Source organism: Pseudoduganella lutea (genome assembly GCF_004209755.1).
Lineage (GTDB): Bacteria > Pseudomonadota > Gammaproteobacteria > Burkholderiales > Burkholderiaceae_D > Rugamonas > Rugamonas lutea.
Map to the genome: position 1 here is coordinate 5,479,903 of NZ_CP035913.1, position 16,244 is coordinate 5,496,146.

A 16,244-nucleotide genomic window follows, 5' to 3' on the forward strand; every position below is an offset into this window, starting at 1 on the left:
CGCCGGGTCCGTCATCAGGACGGCGCCACCGCCCCCGCGCCCATCGCCACGAACGTTTCCAGCAGCACCTTTGCCCGGAACGGCTTCAGGATCACGCGGCGCACGTCGCGCCCGCGCAGCGCCTCGACGAAATCCTGGTCCGCCTGCGCAGCCAGCACGGCGATCGGTATCGCCGCGTCGCTCGCCGTCTGCCCCTGGCGCACCAGGTCCAGCAGCGTGAGGTCGAGCGCGCTGCCGCTGTCAACGGCGATCACGGCACCGGCATAGCGGCGCTCGCGCAGCAGCCTTTGCGCCTGCGGCAAGGTGGCCGCTTCGTCGATCGCGTCCATGCCGAGCGATCGCGCCGTCAGCGATACCGTGCGGCGCAGCATGTCCGCCGGTTCGACCAGCAGCATGCGCCGTTCAGGCATCGGCGGCCTCGCGTGCCTTATCCTCTTCTTCACCCATCAACTGCTGCACCACCAGATGGCGCAGCGTGGACAGGATGGCCAGCTCCATGCCGTCGAGCTGGCGCGGGCGCGTGTCGATCACGCACAGGGTGCCCATCGCATAGCCGGACGGCAGCACGAGCGGCGCGCCGGCATAGAAGCGGATATGGGGCGGGCCCGTCACCAGCGGGTTGTCGGCGAAGCGCGGATCGCGCAGCGCATCCTCGATGACCATGATCTCGCTCTTGAGGATCGCGTGGCCGCAGAACGAGATATCGCGGCTGGTCTGGCACGTGATGCCCATGCCGATCGCCGCCTTGAACCACTGGCGATCGTCGTCGAGCAGGGTGATGAGGGCGATCGGCACGTCGAATTCCGCTGCCGCGAACTCGACGATCCGGTCAAACCGCGCCTCCGGCGGCGTGTCCAGCATCAGCAGGGCATACAGCGCGGCGATGCGGGCCGCTTCGTTATCGGGTTTGGGCGGTGCGAACATGATTTAACAGTAAAACACGGGCGTTTCCACTCTACCATGCCACTATTCCCCGCTTACACTTTTTTGCTCCCGTTCGCGTTGGATTTCTGGCAAGATGCGCCGCAGAGAAACTTCGCGGAGGCGATGCATGGCAGCAGGACGCAGGGGCCGCTGGGTCCGGCGCATCGGGTGGGGCCTGCTGGCCCTGGCGGTCGTCGTGGTGATGACGGTGTGGTTCTTCCTGCGCGGCAGCCTGGCCCAGCTCGACGGCAAGCGCGCCGCGCCCGGCCTGCATGGCGCCGTGACCGTGCACCGCGATGCGCTGGGCATTCCATCGATCTCCGGCGGCGACCGGCTCGACGTGGCCTATGCGACCGGTTTCGTGCACGCCCAGGACCGCTTCTTCCAGATGGACCTGCTGCGCCGCGTGGCGGCCGGCGAGCTGGCCGAACTGTTCGGGCCGAAGGCCTTGCCGACGGACCGCGAACACCGGCTGCACCGCTTCCGGGCCCGCGCCGCCGAAGCCTACCGCCACCTTCCCGAACCCGACCGGCAACTGATCGAGCGCTACGCGGCCGGCGTCAACGACGGCCTGAACGCGCTGGGCACACGGCCGTTCGAATATGGCCTGCTGGCCCAGGCACCGCGGGCCTGGTCGGCGCACGACACGCTGCTGGTGATCTGGGCGATGTACTTCGACCTGCAGGGCGCCGGCGCGCGGCGCGAGCTGTCGCGCGGCTGGCTGCGCGACAATTCGACGCCGGAACAGCTGGCATTCCTGCTGCCGCCGGCCTCGCGCTGGGATGCGCCGGTCGATGCCGCCGACATTGCGCTGGCGCCGGCGCCGATTCCCGCCACGGCACCGTCGTGGTGGGGCCAGCCGGGCACGCGCGACGCTGCATTGCTGGCGGCGGAAACGCTCGACACGATGGAAAGCAATGTGGGCAGCAATAACTGGGCCGTTGCCGGTACGCGCAGCGCGACCGGCGGCGCCATCGTGGCCGATGACATGCACCTGGGGATCAAGCTGCCCAACACGTGGTACCGCGCGCTGCTGCAGGTCCCGGACAGCAACGGCAGCACGCGCCGCATCGTCGGCGTCACGCTGCCCGGCACGCCGTTCGTCGTGGTCGGCAGCAACGGCCACGTGGCCTGGGGCTTCACCAACAGCTACGGCGACTTCCAGGACCTGGTGCCGGCCACCGCCGACCCTGCGCGGCCCGGCCAGGTGCGGCTGAACGGCAAGTGGGAAACGCCGGCGCTGCACCGCGAAACGATCCTCGTGAAAGGTGCGCCGGCCGAGACGCTGACGGTGCGCGAAACGTCGCGCGGGCCGCTGTTCGACAGCGCCGGCCGCACCTATGCGCTGCACTGGATCGCCCACCAGAGCACGCTCCTGAACGTGAACCTGCGGCGCCTGGAAGCCGTCGACACGCTGGACGAGGCGCTGGCAGTGGCCAACGCCGCCGGCATGCCGGCGCAGAATTTCATCGCCGGCGACGCGGCCGGCAATATCGGCTGGACCATCGCCGGGCCGCTGCCGCGCCGCGCCGGGACTGCCGACGCCACGTATCCGCTGGCCGATGGCGACGCCGGCTGGCAGGGCTGGCTGCAGGGCGCCGAGTACCCACGCGTGGTGAACCCGGCCGCGGGGCAGCTCGTGACGGCGAACAGCCGCCAGCTGGCCGGACCGGGCGCCGCGCTGCTGGGCGATGGCGGCTACGACCTGGGTGCGCGCACCCGCCAGGCGCGCGATGCGCTCGCGGCGCTGGGCGCGCGGACGGACGAGAAGGCCGTGTACGGGGTGATGCTGGACGACCGCGCGCTGTTCCTGGCGCCATGGCGTGCGCGTGCGCTGGCGCTGCTGGACGGCGCCGCCGTGCGGGGCAATCCGCAACGTGCCGAAGCCGCGCGCCTGCTGCGCTCGGGCTGGACGGGCCGCGCCAGCGTGGAGGCGAGCGGCTACCGGATCGCGCGCGGCTTCATGTGGAACCTTTACGACCTGCTCTACGGGGGCGCCAACATGCCGCTGAAGGAATGGAACGGCAACGCGGCGCTGGCCGGCAAGCGCTGGCCGGATGTGATCGAGCGCCTCCTCGACGAGCAGCCGCCCGGGTGGCTGCCGCGCCAGTACGCCAGCTGGCGTGACCTGCAGCTCGCCGCGCTCGACCGCACGATCGCCGACCTCACGCCGGACGGCAAGCCGCTGCGCGACGCGACCTGGGGCGCCTTCAATACGGCGGCGATCGCGCACCCGATCGCCGGGGCCGTGCCCGCGCTGCGCCAATGGCTGAGCGTGCCGGCCGACCAGCTGCCGGGCGACAGCAACTTGCCCCGCGTGGCCGGGCCCACGTTCGGCCAGTCCGAGCGCTTCACCGTTTCGCCCGGCAAGGAAGAGGGCGGCATCTTCAACATGCCGGGCGGGCAGAGCGGCCACCCGCTGTCGCCGTATTTCCTGGCCGGCCATGCCGACTGGGTGCGCGGTCGGGCGACGCCGCTGCTGCCGGGGCAGGTGGAGCACACGTTAGCCTTTGCCCCGTGATATGGCCGTTGTTTGGGTGCATAATGTGGCAGCGTAATGACAACCGAAGAGGCGTGCATGATCAACGATTTCGCTGCGGCGGCGCAGGCCACGATGGCCCATCTGCGGCGTCGGCTTGGCTTGCAGTTGTGGATGGTGACACGAACCGAAGGGGACGACTGGATCGTGCTGCATGTGGACGAGGCGGACGGGGCGCAAGGCAAGGAACATGGCGGCTATGGCGTCAAGCCGGGCCTGTCGCTACCGTGGACGGATACCTTCTGTTCGCGCATGGTGCTGGGCCATGGCCCCGGCGTCGCGCCCGCCACCGCTGACGTTCCCGCTTATGCGCACGTGCCCATGGCGGACAAGCTGCCGACGGGCGCCTATGTGGGCGTGCCCCTGCGCCGCTCGGACGGCTCGCTGTTCGGCACGCTGTGCGGGATCGACCCGCGCGCGCAGCCCGACGCGCTGCGCGACGAGCTCGATACGCTGAACCTGATGGGCGAACTGCTCAGCAAGATCCTGGGCGCGGAACTCGATGCCGGTGCCGAGTCGCGCCGTGCCGACCGCGTGGACGCCGATGCCACGCGCGACCCGCTGACGGGCCTCGTCAACCGCCGTGGCTGGGAGTTGCTGGTGGAGCGCGAGGAAGAACGCTGCAGCCGCTACGGCCACTCGGCCTGCGTGGTATCGCTCGACGTCGACGACCTGCAGTTCACCAACGACACGCAGGGCACGGCGGCCGGCGACAGCCTGCTGATCCGTACCGCGCGGGCGCTGGAAAGCGTGACGCGCGGCACCGATACCGTGGCCCGCCTCGGCGGCGACGAGTTCGCGATGCTGATGGTCGAATGCGATTATTTCGATGCGCAGGCGCTGCTGCTGCGGGTGCAGGAGGCGCTGGCCGCGGCCGACGTGCGGGCGGCGCTGGGCATGGCGCTGCGCAAGCCCGGCTACGACCTCGAGGAAACGTTCGCGATGGCGGACGCCGAGATGGGGCGGGCCAAGCAGAGCCGTAAGGTTTTGAACTGAGTGTTGAACTGAGCTTTACCCGACCTGCCGGGTCGCCGTCGCCACGGCGATCCGGTTCACGTCCTTCAAGCCGAACAGGGGCCGCAGCAGCGGCATGCGGCGCGCGATCTCGAAGATGCCGAAGCTGGCCGTGACGGTCAGCACCAGCAGTACGAGCCCTTCCGTGGCCGGCGGCAGCGCACTCCCGCGCAACAGCCGGGAGAAGCACACGATCAGTGTCTGGTGCAGGATGTAGACGGGAAACACGGCCTGCGTCAGGTATTGCCGCGCTGGGCCGTCGCCGGACAGGTGGCGGCGCGCAAAGCCGCACGCGGCCACGATCGCGCACCACTGACACGTGGCCCATCCGATGCGGGCCGTCACCGGCCATACCTGCAACGCTTCCGGCTGCCAGTGGTAGGCCACCAGCGCCGCCCAGCTGGCCAGCGCGATGCCGAGCGCGGGCCAGCGCAGCCGCTCCAGTTCGCGCCAGAAAGCCGCCTGGCCGCCGAGTACGGAGCCGGCCAGGAACAGCGGCAGGTACGTGGCGTGGTTGAACCAGTCGTCGACCAGCGCATGGGTTTCCTCGAAGTGGGGCTTGAGCGCGATGCGCACCAGCGCCAGCAGGGCTGCCGGCAGGACGAGGGCCCGCCACCCGGCCAGCAGCGTGGCCAGCCGGGCACCGGCGCGACCGAGCCATGCGGGGCCGAGCGTGCCGGCCAGCGCCGCCAGCACGAGGGCATAGGCCCACACATACGGCAAGTACCACAGGTGGTTCCACGTCGGCAGCAACAGGCAGTCGCCATCCTTGCAGAAGCCGCCGTAGGCGCGCAGATAAAGTCCCATGAAATCGGCGTAGCTGCCGGCATACCCCACTTTCTCGACGACCTCGAAATACGGCTGCGGCGGGACGATCACGAGCATGCCGAACAGCAGCGGCACGAGCAGCCGCGCGCTGCGCTCGCGCACGAATGCCGCGGCCGCCATCTTTCTCAGCAGGAAACCGGCCGCCGCGCCCGAGACGAGGAACAGCAGCGACATCCGCCATGGCGACGACAGCAGCATCAGCGGCTCGATCGCCGTGCCCGCGTGCGGGCTTTTCACGTGCCAGTCCCACGTCACGTAGTACATGCCCGTGTGGTACAAAAGCAGCAGGATGAAGGCGAGGATGCGGAGCCAGTCGAGGAAATACAGGCGTTGTTCGTTGTGCATGGCGCGGTCGTCGTGGGGAGGATGACGCCAGTCTGGTCCGGCGGGCAGCGGTGCGCCAGCACCTTGTGGCGACCCGGAGCGGCGCGTGGCGAGCCGGGATCAGCCGTCGGCCGGCTGCGCGGCGAGGGCGGCCAGCACGGCGGACCGGTATTGCCGGCTCAGCGGGACGGTGCCGCCGTCGGCCAGCTCGATCCGGCCGTCGCCTTTGTCGTTGGCGACGATGCGCGCCACCCAGGGCAGGTGGATGGCGGCGCGGCGGTGGCAGCGGACGAAGGCCGGGCCGACGGCGGCCAGCAGGCCGGCCAGCGTTTGCCGCAGCAGCGGTGCGCCGGCGCCGTCATGCAGCACGACGTAGTTGTCGGCCGTTTCCAGCCAGCGGATGTCGGCGATGCGCACGATGCGCGTGACGCCCCGCTCGGTGACGAGCAACTGGCGCAGCGGCAGCCCGGTGGCGGGCGCCGGCGCCACCGCGCGGCCGGCGAGGCGTTTGTCCAGCCGCTCATGCAGCCGCTCATGCAGCCGTCCTAGCGCGCGCGCCAGCCGGGCCGGGTCGCAAGGCTTGAGCAGGTAGTCGATCGCGTTGGCGTCGAAGGCTTGCAGTGCGTAGTCGTCGTGGGCCGTGACGAACACCACCAGCGGCGCCGGCGAGGGCAGGGAGGCCGCCACTTCGAGGCCGGACAGGCCCGGCATGCTGATGTCGAGCAGCAGGGCGTCCGGCTGGAATGACGCCACTTTCGCCAGTGCCTCCATGCCGTCACGGGCTTCGTCGACGGCGGCGATGCCTGCCTGGCCCGCCAGCAGCCGGCGCAGGCGGTCGCGGGCGGGCCGTTCATCGTCCACGATCAGGATGCGCACGGCGCCTCCACACAGGGCAGTGCCAGCTCGGCGCGCACGCCGGCAGGAAGCCGCGGCGCCAGCGTCAGCCCGGCGTGGTCGCCATGCAGCGCGGCGAGGCGGGCGCGCAGGTTTGCCAGCGCGCTGCCGGTGCCGCCGGGCGCCGGCGCGGCGTCGAGCATGCCGGCGTCATCCTCGACGGCGAGCAGCAAGCGCGTGCCGTCGCGCCGCGCCGTGACGGTCACGCCGACGTGGCCGGAGCGCCGTTCGACCGTATGGCGGAACACGTTTTCCAGCAGCGGCTGCAGGCTCATGGCCGGTACCAGCAGGCTGCCGATGCCGGGTTCGACGTGCCAGGCGATGGTGACGCGGTCGGCGAAGCGTTCGGCCATCAGGTCCGCGTAGCCGCGCAGCAGCTGCAATTCGTCTGCCAGCGGCACCTGCTGCGCGCCGGTGCCCAGCGCGGCGCGCAGCAGGTCGGCCAGGCGCACCAGCAGCGCATCGGCGCGCTCGACGTCCTCGTGCATCACCGCGGCGATCGTGTTCAGCGCGTTGAACAGGAAGTGCGGCTGCACCTGCCGCGTCAGCTGCTGCAGCTGCGCCGTGCGCAGCTGCGTGGCCATGCGCTCGGCGCGCAGGCGCTCGCCCTGCATCACCTGCCAGGACAGCACGCCGAACATGATGACGACGAAGATGGCGAAGAAGATCGTCATCTTGATGTTCTCGTAGACGAACACGCGCGGCCAGGATGCGTGCGGATACACGTCGCCCACCATCGCGTAGACGGCATGACGGATACCGAACGCGATCGGCACGAAGGCGAGCCAGTACACCAGCAGCCACGGGGCTTGCCGGGCGAACCAGGCGCGCGGTCGCACTACGAGGGCATCGTGGTGGCGCGTGAAGCGGCGCTGCAACAGCAGCAGGATCGTGCCGGTGACGGCCGACGAGCCTTCCCACAGCAGGGGCTTCCACAGCGGGCCATCGTCGTTGCGCAGGAAGTCCTGCACGGCCGTCACGATCATCAGGACCCAGAACAGGATCCAGGCCACGGCGATGACGAGGCGCACGCGCCGCTGCAGCGCGTCCATCAGTGCTTGTGCCGCGCCTCGACGAGATCGATCTCGCGCACCAGCTTGCGGGAGATCTCGTCGGAGATGTGTTCGTGCCGCGCCAGGTTGAAGATGGTGCGGCGTTCGGCCTGCAGCGCGGCGAGGCGCAGCACGCGCTCGGCCGCGGCGAGCTTGCGGAAGCGGGCCACGTCCTCGTCGTCGATGGCAGCCGTGCTGTCGAGGCGGTGCTGGTACAGCGCGATCACTCGTGCCGCCGCTTCCGGATACATGTCGGCGTCCAGGCCACCTTGCAACTGCTCCATCTGTGCCCGTTCGACGGCGGCGATCGCCGCGCTGGCCGCCTCGCGCCGCGCCAGGTCTTCTTCCAGCTGTTCCGCCGGCTCTTCCGGGAATTCCATGCCGGCGAGCAGCCGCGGCAGCGCCACGCTGGCCAGCACCAGCGAGATCAGGATGACGGTGGAGGCCAGGAAGATCGTCAGGTCGCGCGCGGGGAACGGCGCGCCCGAGGGCAGCGCCAGCGGCAGCGTCATCACGCCGGCCAGCGTGATCGCGCCGCGCACGCCGGCCAGCGACGTGGCCAGCAGCAGCCGCAGCGGCGGGCGCGGCGCCGCTTCGCCACGGCGGTCCTTGCGGTACAGCGTGATGCGCAGCGTCGTCCACACCCAGATGAAGCGCAGTGCCAGCAGGCCGAACGAGATGGAAAAGGCGTACAGCACCAGCCACCACGGGTTCAGGTGGCCACTCTGGTCCAGCGAGACGCGGGCGCCATGCAGGATGTCCGGCAACTGTTCGCCCAGCAGCACGAACATCACGCCGTTCAGCGCGAACTGCACGGTATCCCACACGGCCGAGCGCTGGATGCGCGTGGCCGCCATGACCTGGCCGGACAGTTCCACGTAGCTCATCGTGACCCCGGCCGAGACGGCGGCCAGGATGCCCGAGGCATGCGTGTGTTCGGCCGCCAGGTAGGCGCCGAACGGGATCAGCAGGTTGACGAGGATCGGCGAGCCGGATGGTTCGCCAAAGTGCCGGAACAGCCAGCGCTGCGCCCATGTGACGAGCAGCGTGACGCCGACGCCGGCGGCGATGCCGCCACCCACCAGCCAGACGAATGTCAGCGAGGCCTGGGTCAGCGAGAACGTGCCCGTCATCGCGGCGGCGACGGCGAAGCGGAAGCAGACAAGGCCGCTGGCATCGTTCAGCAGCGATTCGCCTTCCAGGATATGCATCAGCCGTTTCGGGATCGGCGCGCGCGAGGCGATCGAGCCAACGGCCACCGGATCGGTCGGCGACACGATGGCCGCCAGCGCGAACGCCACCGGCAGCGGCATCGCCGGGATCAGCCAGTGGATCAGGAAGCCGGCACCGACGACGGTGAAGACGACGAGGCCGAACGCCAGTTCGAGGATGATGCCCTTGTCGCGGAACAGGCCGCTCTTGGGAATCCGCCAGCCATCGAGGAACAGCAGCGGCGGCAGGAACAGCAGGAAGAACAGCCCGGGATCGAGTTGCACGCCGTGGCCGGTGTAGCCCGCGATCGCGGCACCCAGGCCGATCTGCACGAGCGGCAGAGGGAGCGAGACCGGCAGGACGCGAACGAGATAGGCGCTGGCCACCACGGCCAGCAGCATGGCCAGTACGATTTCGATCGAATCCATCGTTGCGAGTTGCCCCCTGTTTTCAAAGCCAATGATAGTGAACCATTGCAATTATAGGAGAGTGGGGCGCGGCGGGTGGGGAACGGGGCGGGCATGCCGGAGGGCGCCCGAAAAAAAAGCCCGCGGCGGGCGCCGCGGGCGAACAGGAAAAAATGATCAGGCGCGCGGCAAGCTACGGCGACCGGCGCGGCGGCGGGTGGCCACCATCGCGCACAGGCCGGTGCCGAGGATCGCCAGCGAGGCCGGCTCCGGTATTTCGTGCTGCAGCGCGCTGACGAGGGTGTTGTGCTGCACCGTGATCTGGTAGTCGCGATTGGCCAGCAGCAGCGGCGACGTCGCGTTGAAGTGGAGCGAGCCGCCGGGCAGCGTGTACAGCGACGTGCCATTGGCGCCATGCGTGCGGCTGACGATGGCCATGCTGTTGAGTTGTTCCGGCGCGAAGTGGAACACGGTGGTACCGGTCACGAGGTCGACGATGTTCGCGCTCCAGGAAATGCGTGCGTTCGCGGTCGTGGTGGGCCGGCCGTCGGGCGACGCGTAGGCCATGGCATAGGCCATGGCGTCGAACGAGATCGTCATCGAATCGGTGGCCCCGAGGCGGAACGCCATGGTGTTCGAACTGCCGACCGACGAATTGCTGTTTGCAAATTGCATGTTCTGCGACGTGGCCACGTCGGCCCGCGTTTGCGAGCGCGCGCCGGCCGCGGCGCCATTCACGGAAATGCCGGAACCCGTGAAGTTCTGGTCCGCGTAGCCGAAGTTGCCGCTCATCGGCAGCAGCGCATGGTAGGGCGTGAAGTTGTTTTCGCCGAAGGCCGGGCAGGGCGTGCCCACGCACTGGCGTGCCACGTCGGGCGTGGCGCCGAAGGCCGATCTGCTCACCTGGACAGTGTTCAGCGAAGCCATCGCATGGGCATCGTTCACCCCGATGAGCTTGGAGAAATCCGTGTTCCGGTACACGGTGCCGTTGGCGTGCGAGATCCTGAAGTTGTTCATGTCCAGGATCGCCGAGGCGAATGTGCTGGCGCTGGCGGACTGCATGCCCAACGTGGCGGCCGCAGCCCCCACGAGCAATGCTTTACTGGGTCGTATCATGGTTGCCCCTAGAGTTGGCTGGTTGGCGTGACCCGGCGCAGGCCGGGCTAGCTGTCTCTAGAGCATTAATAGTGCCAGGGAAATTTGTATTGCGATTTCAATCACTTGGCGGTGACGAGACCGCCTTGCGGCGCAAAGTGCAAAGATTGCCGACGCTCCCATGGTCGCCAGTACGAGGAAATCCATGCAAGCGACTCTGGTAATTATCAAAACGGTCTGGCATAATCATGCCTCTTCTGCGGGAGTAGCTCAGTTGGTAGAGCGCAACCTTGCCAAGGTTGAGGTCGAGAGTTCGAGACTCTTCTCCCGCTCCAGGATTCAGAAAAACGGCAGCCTTCGGGCTGCCGTTTTTCATTGCGGCCTTCACCCCGGTGTTCGCCTTTTTTCACCCCGGGTTTCGTTCCAGGTGTTGTCCCAATCTCGGGGCCAATCCGCTTCCTGGCGTCATTTCACTTCCCTGCCGCGCAAGGCTGTTTTGCCGGCGCCACAAACTGTTGTTTCTCGGCACTATTCTGCATTAGCTTAATGTACAGGAACGACTGTGCGCGAAGTTTTCTCGCCTATACTCACTTTCATTCGCGCCGCTTGGCGGCCAGCTATGACGATCGGGGAACATTGATGAAAAGCGTACAACAGGAAATCGACGAACGCACCAACCTCACCAACACGAACAAATTCGAACTGCTGCTGTTCCGCCTGGGTGGCGACGAGAATGGCGACCGTTCCGAGTTGTATGGCATCAATGTGTTTAAGATCCGCGAAATCGTGGCGATGCCGCCGGTGACGGCGGTGGCCGGCGCGCAGCCGCACATGCTGGGCGTGGTGAACCTGCGCGGCCAGATCATTCCCGTGATGGACTTGCCGGCGATCGTCGGCGTCAAGCCCAAGACCGGCCTGAACATCATGCTGGTGACGGAATTCGCCCGCACCACGCAGGCTTTCGCCGTGGAGTCGGTGGAAGAGATCGTGCGCATGGACTGGAGCCAGGTGCTGACGGCCGAAGGCAGCAACGCGACCGGCATGGTGACGTCGATCGCCCGCCTCGATGGCGACACGTCCGGCACGCGCCTGGCGCAGGTGCTGGACGTGGAAACGATCTTGCGCCGCATGGTGCCGGCCGAAGGCAAGGAAGTGGACCCGGAATCGATACCGACCATCGCGCTGAAGCAGGGCTCCTTCATCCTGGCCGCGGACGACTCGGTGGTGGCACGCAACCTGATCGAACAGGGCCTGCAGGCGATGCATGCGCCGTTCGTGATGACGAAATCCGGCAAGGAAGCGTGGGACAAGCTCAACAGCATCGCCGTCGGCTGCAAGGCCGAAGGCATCGACGTGGCCGACCGCGTGGCACTCGTGCTGACCGACCTGGAAATGCCGGAAATGGATGGCTTCACGCTGACCCGCAAGATCAAGCAGGACCCGCGCTTCTCGAAGATCCCGGTGGTGATCCATTCCTCGCTGTCCGGCAAGACCAACGAGGATCACGTGAAGGGCGTGGGCGCCGACGCCTACGTGGCCAAGTTCGTGGCCGAAGACCTGGCCGCCACCATCAAGAGCGTGCTGCACAAGAAGGAAGCGTAGGCTTTCCACGCAAACAAACTGGGGACGTACCCTGGTTTAGAGGCAATAGATTGCCGCTAAACAGGGGTACGTCCCCATTTTTTTCGTCCCCGTTTTCGTGCGATCCGGGGTGGGTTATTGCCTGAAAACAGGGGTACGTCCCCAGTTTTTCTTGGTGTTATGATTGCCTTTCGTTCAACGAAGGGAGGCTAGCATGGCAGCAAAAACCATTCTGTTCCTGACCGGCGACTTTGCCGAGGACTATGAAACGATGGTGCCGTTCCAGGCACTGCAGGCCGTGGGGCACACGGTGCACGCCGTCTGCCCCGGCAAGGGCGCCGGCGACAAGATCAAGACGGCCATCCATGATTTCGAGGGCGACCAGACCTACACGGAGAAGCCCGGCCACCAGTTCACGCTGAACGCCGCATTCGACGATGTCGACGTTGCGAACTACGATGCGCTGGCGATCGCCGGTGGCCGTGCGCCCGAGTACCTGCGCCTGAATCCGCGCGTGATCGAGATCGTCAAGCAGTTCGCCGACAGCGGCAAGCCGATCGCCGCCGTGTGCCACGGCGCGCAAGTGCTGGCGGCGGCGGACGTGATCCGCGGCCGGAAAATCTCCTGCTATCCGGCCTGCGCGCCGGAAGTGAAACTGGCCGGCGCCGAATTCGCCGACATCGCCGTCGATGCCGCCGTCACCGACGGCCAGTTCGTCACCGCGCCGGCATGGCCCGCGCATCCGCAATGGATCGCGCAGTTCTTGCAAAAGCTGGGCACAGAGATAAAGCTGTGACGCGTAAAGCTGTGACGCGTAAAGCTGTGATGCAAAAAGCTGTGATGCGTCAGGCCGTAAATCGCAAAGCTTAGGAACTACAGCTGCGGCGCATGCCAGCGCAGGTGGTCTTCGATGAACGTGGCGATGAAGTAATACCCGTGGTCGTAGCCCGCGTGCCGCCGCAGTGTCAGCGGCTGGCCCGCTTTCGCGCAGGCGGTCTCGAACAGCTCGGGTTTCAGTTGCTCGTGCAGGAACTTGTCGGCCAGGCCCTGGTCAACGAGGATCCCGTTCGGGAACGGTGTGCAGCGGTGCGCCATCAGCGCCGTGGCATCGTGCTCCGCCCAGGTGAATTCGTCCGAGCCCAGGTAGCCCGTGAACGCCTTGCGGCCCCACGGGCACTGGCTCGGCGCGGCGATCGGTGCGAATGCCGAAACGGACTTGAACAGGTCTGGCCGGCGCAGCGCCAGCGTCAGCGCGCCGTGGCCGCCCATCGAATGGCCGAAGATGCCGATCCGCGTGCCGTCGACCGGCAGTTCGCGCACCACGAGCTCGCGCAGTTCGTGGAGGTAGCTTTCCATCCGGTAGTGCCGCGCCCACGGCGCCTGCGTGGCGTCGAGATAGAAGCCGGCACCCGCGCCGAAATCCCATGCATCCGTTTCGCCGGGCACGCCGGCGCCGCGCGGACTCGTGTCCGGCGCCACCAGCACCAGAGCCAGTTCGGCCGCCACGCGCTGGGCGCCGGCCTTGGCCATGAACGTCTCTTCGGTGCAGGTCAGCCCCGCCAGGAAGAACAGCGCCGGCAGGGGCGATGCCGCCGCGTGCGGCGGAATGAAGACGGAAAAGCGCATCGGCAACCCGATCGCCTGCGAGTCGTGCTTGTAGAAGCGTTGCACGCCGCCGTGGCAGGCATGCTCGCTGACCAGTTCCAGCATGGTGATCCTCTTGGTATATCGATAAGTGTCCGCATTGTAGCAGCGAGCTGTGCGACGCCGCGCCGGATCTTGCTATATAGTCATCTTACGGATGAGTTTCCCTTGCAACACCGGTCATTATCAACTACATTCGCGCAAATGTAGTTTCCGCCGATCCTGCCCGGCCCAAGTACCCAACAATAGGAGGAACCCTAATGCCAGATTTCCTGGTCATCTCGGCCGATCTCGCGTGGCCGCTCGCTGTACTGCTCGCCTGGCTTGCCGGCGAATTCATTCACCGCTACACCCGTCTTCCCCGCATCAGCGTGTACGGCCTGGTCGGTTTCGTGTGTGCCCAGGCGTTTCCCGACCTGTTCGCCACCGAAGCGGGCAGTCCCGTCGCCGTGATGGCCAACGTCGCGTTCGGCCTGATCCTGTTCGAGCTGGGTTACCGGGTCAACCTGAACTGGCTGCGCGTGAATCCGTGGGTGGCCGTCAGCGGCCTTGCGGAAAGCTTCGCCACGTTCGGCATCGTCTACCTGATCGCCAGTCTGTGGGGCATGGATACCATGCCGTCACTGCTGCTGGCATCGCTGGCCATGTCCACGTCGCCGGCCGGCGTGCTGCGGGTCATCAACGAGCAGCGCAGCTCCGGCCAGGCCACCGAACGGTTGCTGCACCTGGTTGCGCTGAACTGCGTGCTGGCCGTGCTGACGTTCAAGGTCATCGTCGGCTTCTGGGTATTCAACACGTCGGGCAGCCTGACGCAGGCGATCTCGCTGTCGGCCATCGAACTGGTGTCGTCGGCCCTGCTGGGCGCCGTGTGCGGCATGCTCGTGCCGGCCGTGCTGCGCCGCCTGGGCAACCTGGCGCGCGAAGGCACGCTGGCCTTCGCGCTGGTGGTGGTGATTCTGGTGGCGATCACGCATGCGTACGACCTGTCCCCCGTGCTGGCCACGCTGGCCTTCGGCCTGACGGCGCGCCACCGCCGCGTGGCCTTCACGCGCACGCAGCGCAATTTCGGCGCCATCGGCGAACTGCTGATGATCCTGCTGTTCGTGTTTGCCGTGTCCACGCTGGACTGGAACAATGTCGTCAACGGCGGCATGCTGGCCTTCGTGCTGCTGATCGCCCGCTTCGCCGTGAAGACGGCCGGCGTGGCCGCGTTCTCGCAGCTGTCCGGCATCCCGTGGCGCAAGGGCGTGGCCACCGGCATGGCGCTGGCGCCGATGTCGGTGTTTGTCGTGCTGCTGCTCGAGCAGACCAAGAATTCCGGCGTCGTGTTCATCGACGAGCTGGCGGCCGTGGCGGCGATGACCGTGTTCATGGAGGTGCTCGGCCCCATCATCACCCAGCGTTCCCTGATCTGGGCGCGTGAAACGACGAAAGAGGAGTAAGCATGGCACTGGAACCGTTCAAGGAATCGACGCCGCTGACGATGGGCGTGGAGCTCGAGCTGCAGCTCGTCAGTTTTTCCGATTACGACCTGACCGCATCGAGCCCGGACCTGCTGCACCTGCTGGCGCAAAAGCCGTTCCCCGGCCACGTGACGCCGGAGATCACGGAAAGCATGATCGAGATTAACAGCGACGTGCACACCCGCCACAGCGAGCTGCTGGCGCAGTTGCACGAGGTGCGCGACACGCTCGTGCAGGCCGGCGAGAAGCTCAACATCGGCATCTGCGGCGGCGGCACGCACCCGTTCCAGAAGTGGGTCGACCGCCGCATCTTCGAGAAGCCCCGCTTCAAGGAAGTATCGTCGCTGTACGGCTACCTGGCCAAGCAGTTCACCGTGTTCGGCCAGCACGTGCACATCGGCACCGGCAATGGCGACAACGCGCTGTTCCTGCTGCATTCGCTGTCGCGCTACCTGCCGCATTTCATCGCGCTGTCGGCCTCGTCGCCGTTCGTGCAGGGCGGCGACACGCTGTTCAATTCGGCGCGCCTCAATTCCGTGTTCGCATTCCCGATGAGCGGCCGTGCGCCGTTCACGCTGTCATGGGATGAATTCGCCAACGGCTACTTCGCCAAGATGGAGCACACGGGCGTCATCAAGAGCATGAAGGACTTTTACTGGGACCTGCGGCCGAAGCCCGAATACGGCACCATCGAGCTGCGCGTGTGCGACACGCCGCTGACGGTGGAGCGGGCGGCCGCGCTGGCCTCGTACCTGCAGGCGCTGTGCGCCTACCTGTTGGACCGGAAAGAGGAAGCGCCGGCCGAGGACGATTACCTCGTCTACAACTACAACCGTTTCCAGGCCTGCCGCTTCGGCCTCGATGGCACCGTGGTGCACCCGAAAACCTACGAAAGCCTGTCGTTGCGCGAAGACATCCTCACCACGCTGCGGCGCATGGACCCTTACGCCGAAAAGCTCGGCGGCAGTGCTGCGCTGAATCACCTGATGCAGGTCACGCACATGGGCAGCGACGCGCAATACCTGCGCGACCAGTTCGCCGCCAGCGGCAGCGTGGAAGGGATTGTGGACGCCGCCGTGCAGCGCTTCCGCGGCCGGCGGTAATAGTTGCTCTAAAAATGGGGTACGTCCCCATTTTTAGGGCAACATTTAGGGCCTGGTGTCGGACACTTTTTCCGGCTTTTTGGAAAAGGTGTCCGACACCGGTTGTCCCCCGATGCATCTGCGGAAAACCGGTGTCTGACACTATTTCCGGATGAGTCGCCCGG

At 67.0% G+C, this 16,244-nt stretch carries 14 protein-coding genes and 1 tRNA gene; 7 read left to right on the forward strand and 8 right to left on the reverse strand.

The genetic code is table 11. The features are described from left to right. Positions 1 to 14 precede the first annotated feature (14 nt). Positions 15 to 410: an ANTAR domain-containing protein gene (locus EWM63_RS23280; RefSeq protein WP_130188660.1), complete on the reverse strand. Its 396-nt coding sequence runs from the start codon at positions 408 to 410 to the stop codon at positions 15 to 17. After that, positions 403 to 924 carry a GAF domain-containing protein gene (locus EWM63_RS23285; RefSeq protein ID WP_130188661.1) on the reverse strand — a complete coding sequence of 174 codons (522 nt, stop codon included), beginning with the start codon at positions 922 to 924 and terminating at the stop codon, positions 403 to 405. Before EWM63_RS23285 ends, EWM63_RS23280 begins: the two co-directional genes overlap by 8 nt. Positions 925 to 1,051: 127 nt before the next feature. Here EWM63_RS23285 and EWM63_RS23290 point away from each other — a divergent pair, with 127 nt between their 5' ends. Together EWM63_RS23290 and EWM63_RS32970 are read left to right on the forward strand one after the other, a co-directional pair. Beyond that, on the forward strand, positions 1,052 to 3,445 hold the full coding sequence (locus EWM63_RS23290) for a penicillin acylase family protein (protein ID WP_130188662.1): 2,394 nt from the start codon (positions 1,052 to 1,054) through the stop codon (positions 3,443 to 3,445). Between the two features lie 57 nt (positions 3,446 to 3,502). Next, positions 3,503 to 4,459, forward strand: coding sequence for a sensor domain-containing diguanylate cyclase (locus EWM63_RS32970; RefSeq protein WP_130188663.1), 957 nt, complete (start codon positions 3,503 to 3,505; stop codon positions 4,457 to 4,459). A gap of 15 nt (positions 4,460 to 4,474) precedes the next feature. On the opposite strand, the gene EWM63_RS23300 is transcribed toward EWM63_RS32970, so the two are convergent. The 5 genes from EWM63_RS23300 to EWM63_RS23320 form a co-directional block, all read right to left on the reverse strand. Continuing rightward, entirely contained in the window at positions 4,475 to 5,650 is a 1,176-nt protein-coding gene (locus EWM63_RS23300; protein WP_130188664.1) for an acyltransferase family protein, read from the reverse strand. Positions 5,651 to 5,749: 99 nt separating this feature from the next. Further along, the gene (locus tag EWM63_RS23305) at positions 5,750 to 6,505 is read right to left on the reverse strand and encodes a LytR/AlgR family response regulator transcription factor (protein WP_130188665.1); all 756 of its coding nucleotides are present in this window, start codon (positions 6,503 to 6,505) and stop codon (positions 5,750 to 5,752) included. Continuing rightward, on the reverse strand, positions 6,493 to 7,575 hold the full coding sequence (locus EWM63_RS23310; protein ID WP_130188666.1) for a sensor histidine kinase: 1,083 nt from the start codon (positions 7,573 to 7,575) through the stop codon (positions 6,493 to 6,495). The genes EWM63_RS23305 and EWM63_RS23310 overlap by 13 nt, the downstream gene beginning before the upstream one ends. Beyond that, the gene (locus EWM63_RS23315) at positions 7,575 to 9,215 is read right to left on the reverse strand and encodes a Na+/H+ antiporter (RefSeq protein ID WP_130188667.1); all 1,641 of its coding nucleotides are present in this window, start codon (positions 9,213 to 9,215) and stop codon (positions 7,575 to 7,577) included. The genes EWM63_RS23310 and EWM63_RS23315 overlap by 1 nt, the downstream gene beginning before the upstream one ends. 156 nt (positions 9,216 to 9,371) lie before the next feature. Beyond that, positions 9,372 to 10,310 (reverse strand): PEP-CTERM sorting domain-containing protein, encoded by a 939-nt coding sequence (locus EWM63_RS23320; RefSeq protein WP_130188668.1) that lies wholly within the window; start codon positions 10,308 to 10,310, stop codon positions 9,372 to 9,374. 238 nt (positions 10,311 to 10,548) lie between these two features. On the opposite strand from EWM63_RS23320, the gene EWM63_RS23325 reads away from it, so the two are divergent. The 3 genes from EWM63_RS23325 to EWM63_RS23335 all read left to right on the forward strand — a co-directional run bounded on the left by EWM63_RS23325 (position 10,549) and on the right by EWM63_RS23335 (position 12,666). After that, positions 10,549 to 10,624 (forward strand) — tRNA-Gly (locus EWM63_RS23325). 304 nt (positions 10,625 to 10,928) lie between these two features. Next, on the forward strand, positions 10,929 to 11,891 hold the full coding sequence (locus EWM63_RS23330; protein WP_130188669.1) for a chemotaxis protein: 963 nt from the start codon (positions 10,929 to 10,931) through the stop codon (positions 11,889 to 11,891). Positions 11,892 to 12,084: 193 nt separating this feature from the next. Beyond that, a complete protein-coding gene (locus EWM63_RS23335; protein WP_130188670.1) occupies positions 12,085 to 12,666 on the forward strand; it encodes a DJ-1/PfpI family protein in 582 nt (193 codons plus the stop codon). Between the two features lie 77 nt (positions 12,667 to 12,743). Here the strand turns inward: EWM63_RS23335 and fghA are convergent, their stop codons facing one another. Further along, entirely contained in the window at positions 12,744 to 13,580 is an 837-nt protein-coding gene (gene fghA / locus EWM63_RS23340) for an S-formylglutathione hydrolase (protein WP_130188671.1), read from the reverse strand. A 194-nt stretch (positions 13,581 to 13,774) separates the two neighbouring features. Between fghA and EWM63_RS23345 the strand changes: the two genes are divergently transcribed. Together EWM63_RS23345 and EWM63_RS23350 are read left to right on the forward strand one after the other, a co-directional pair. Next, positions 13,775 to 14,956: a cation:proton antiporter gene (locus EWM63_RS23345; RefSeq protein WP_130188672.1), complete on the forward strand. Its 1,182-nt coding sequence runs from the start codon at positions 13,775 to 13,777 to the stop codon at positions 14,954 to 14,956. 2 nt (positions 14,957 to 14,958) lie between these two features. Next, positions 14,959 to 16,080 carry a YbdK family carboxylate-amine ligase gene (locus EWM63_RS23350; RefSeq protein WP_130188673.1) on the forward strand — a complete coding sequence of 374 codons (1,122 nt, stop codon included), beginning with the start codon at positions 14,959 to 14,961 and terminating at the stop codon, positions 16,078 to 16,080. The last annotated feature ends 164 nt before the right edge of the window (positions 16,081 to 16,244 follow it).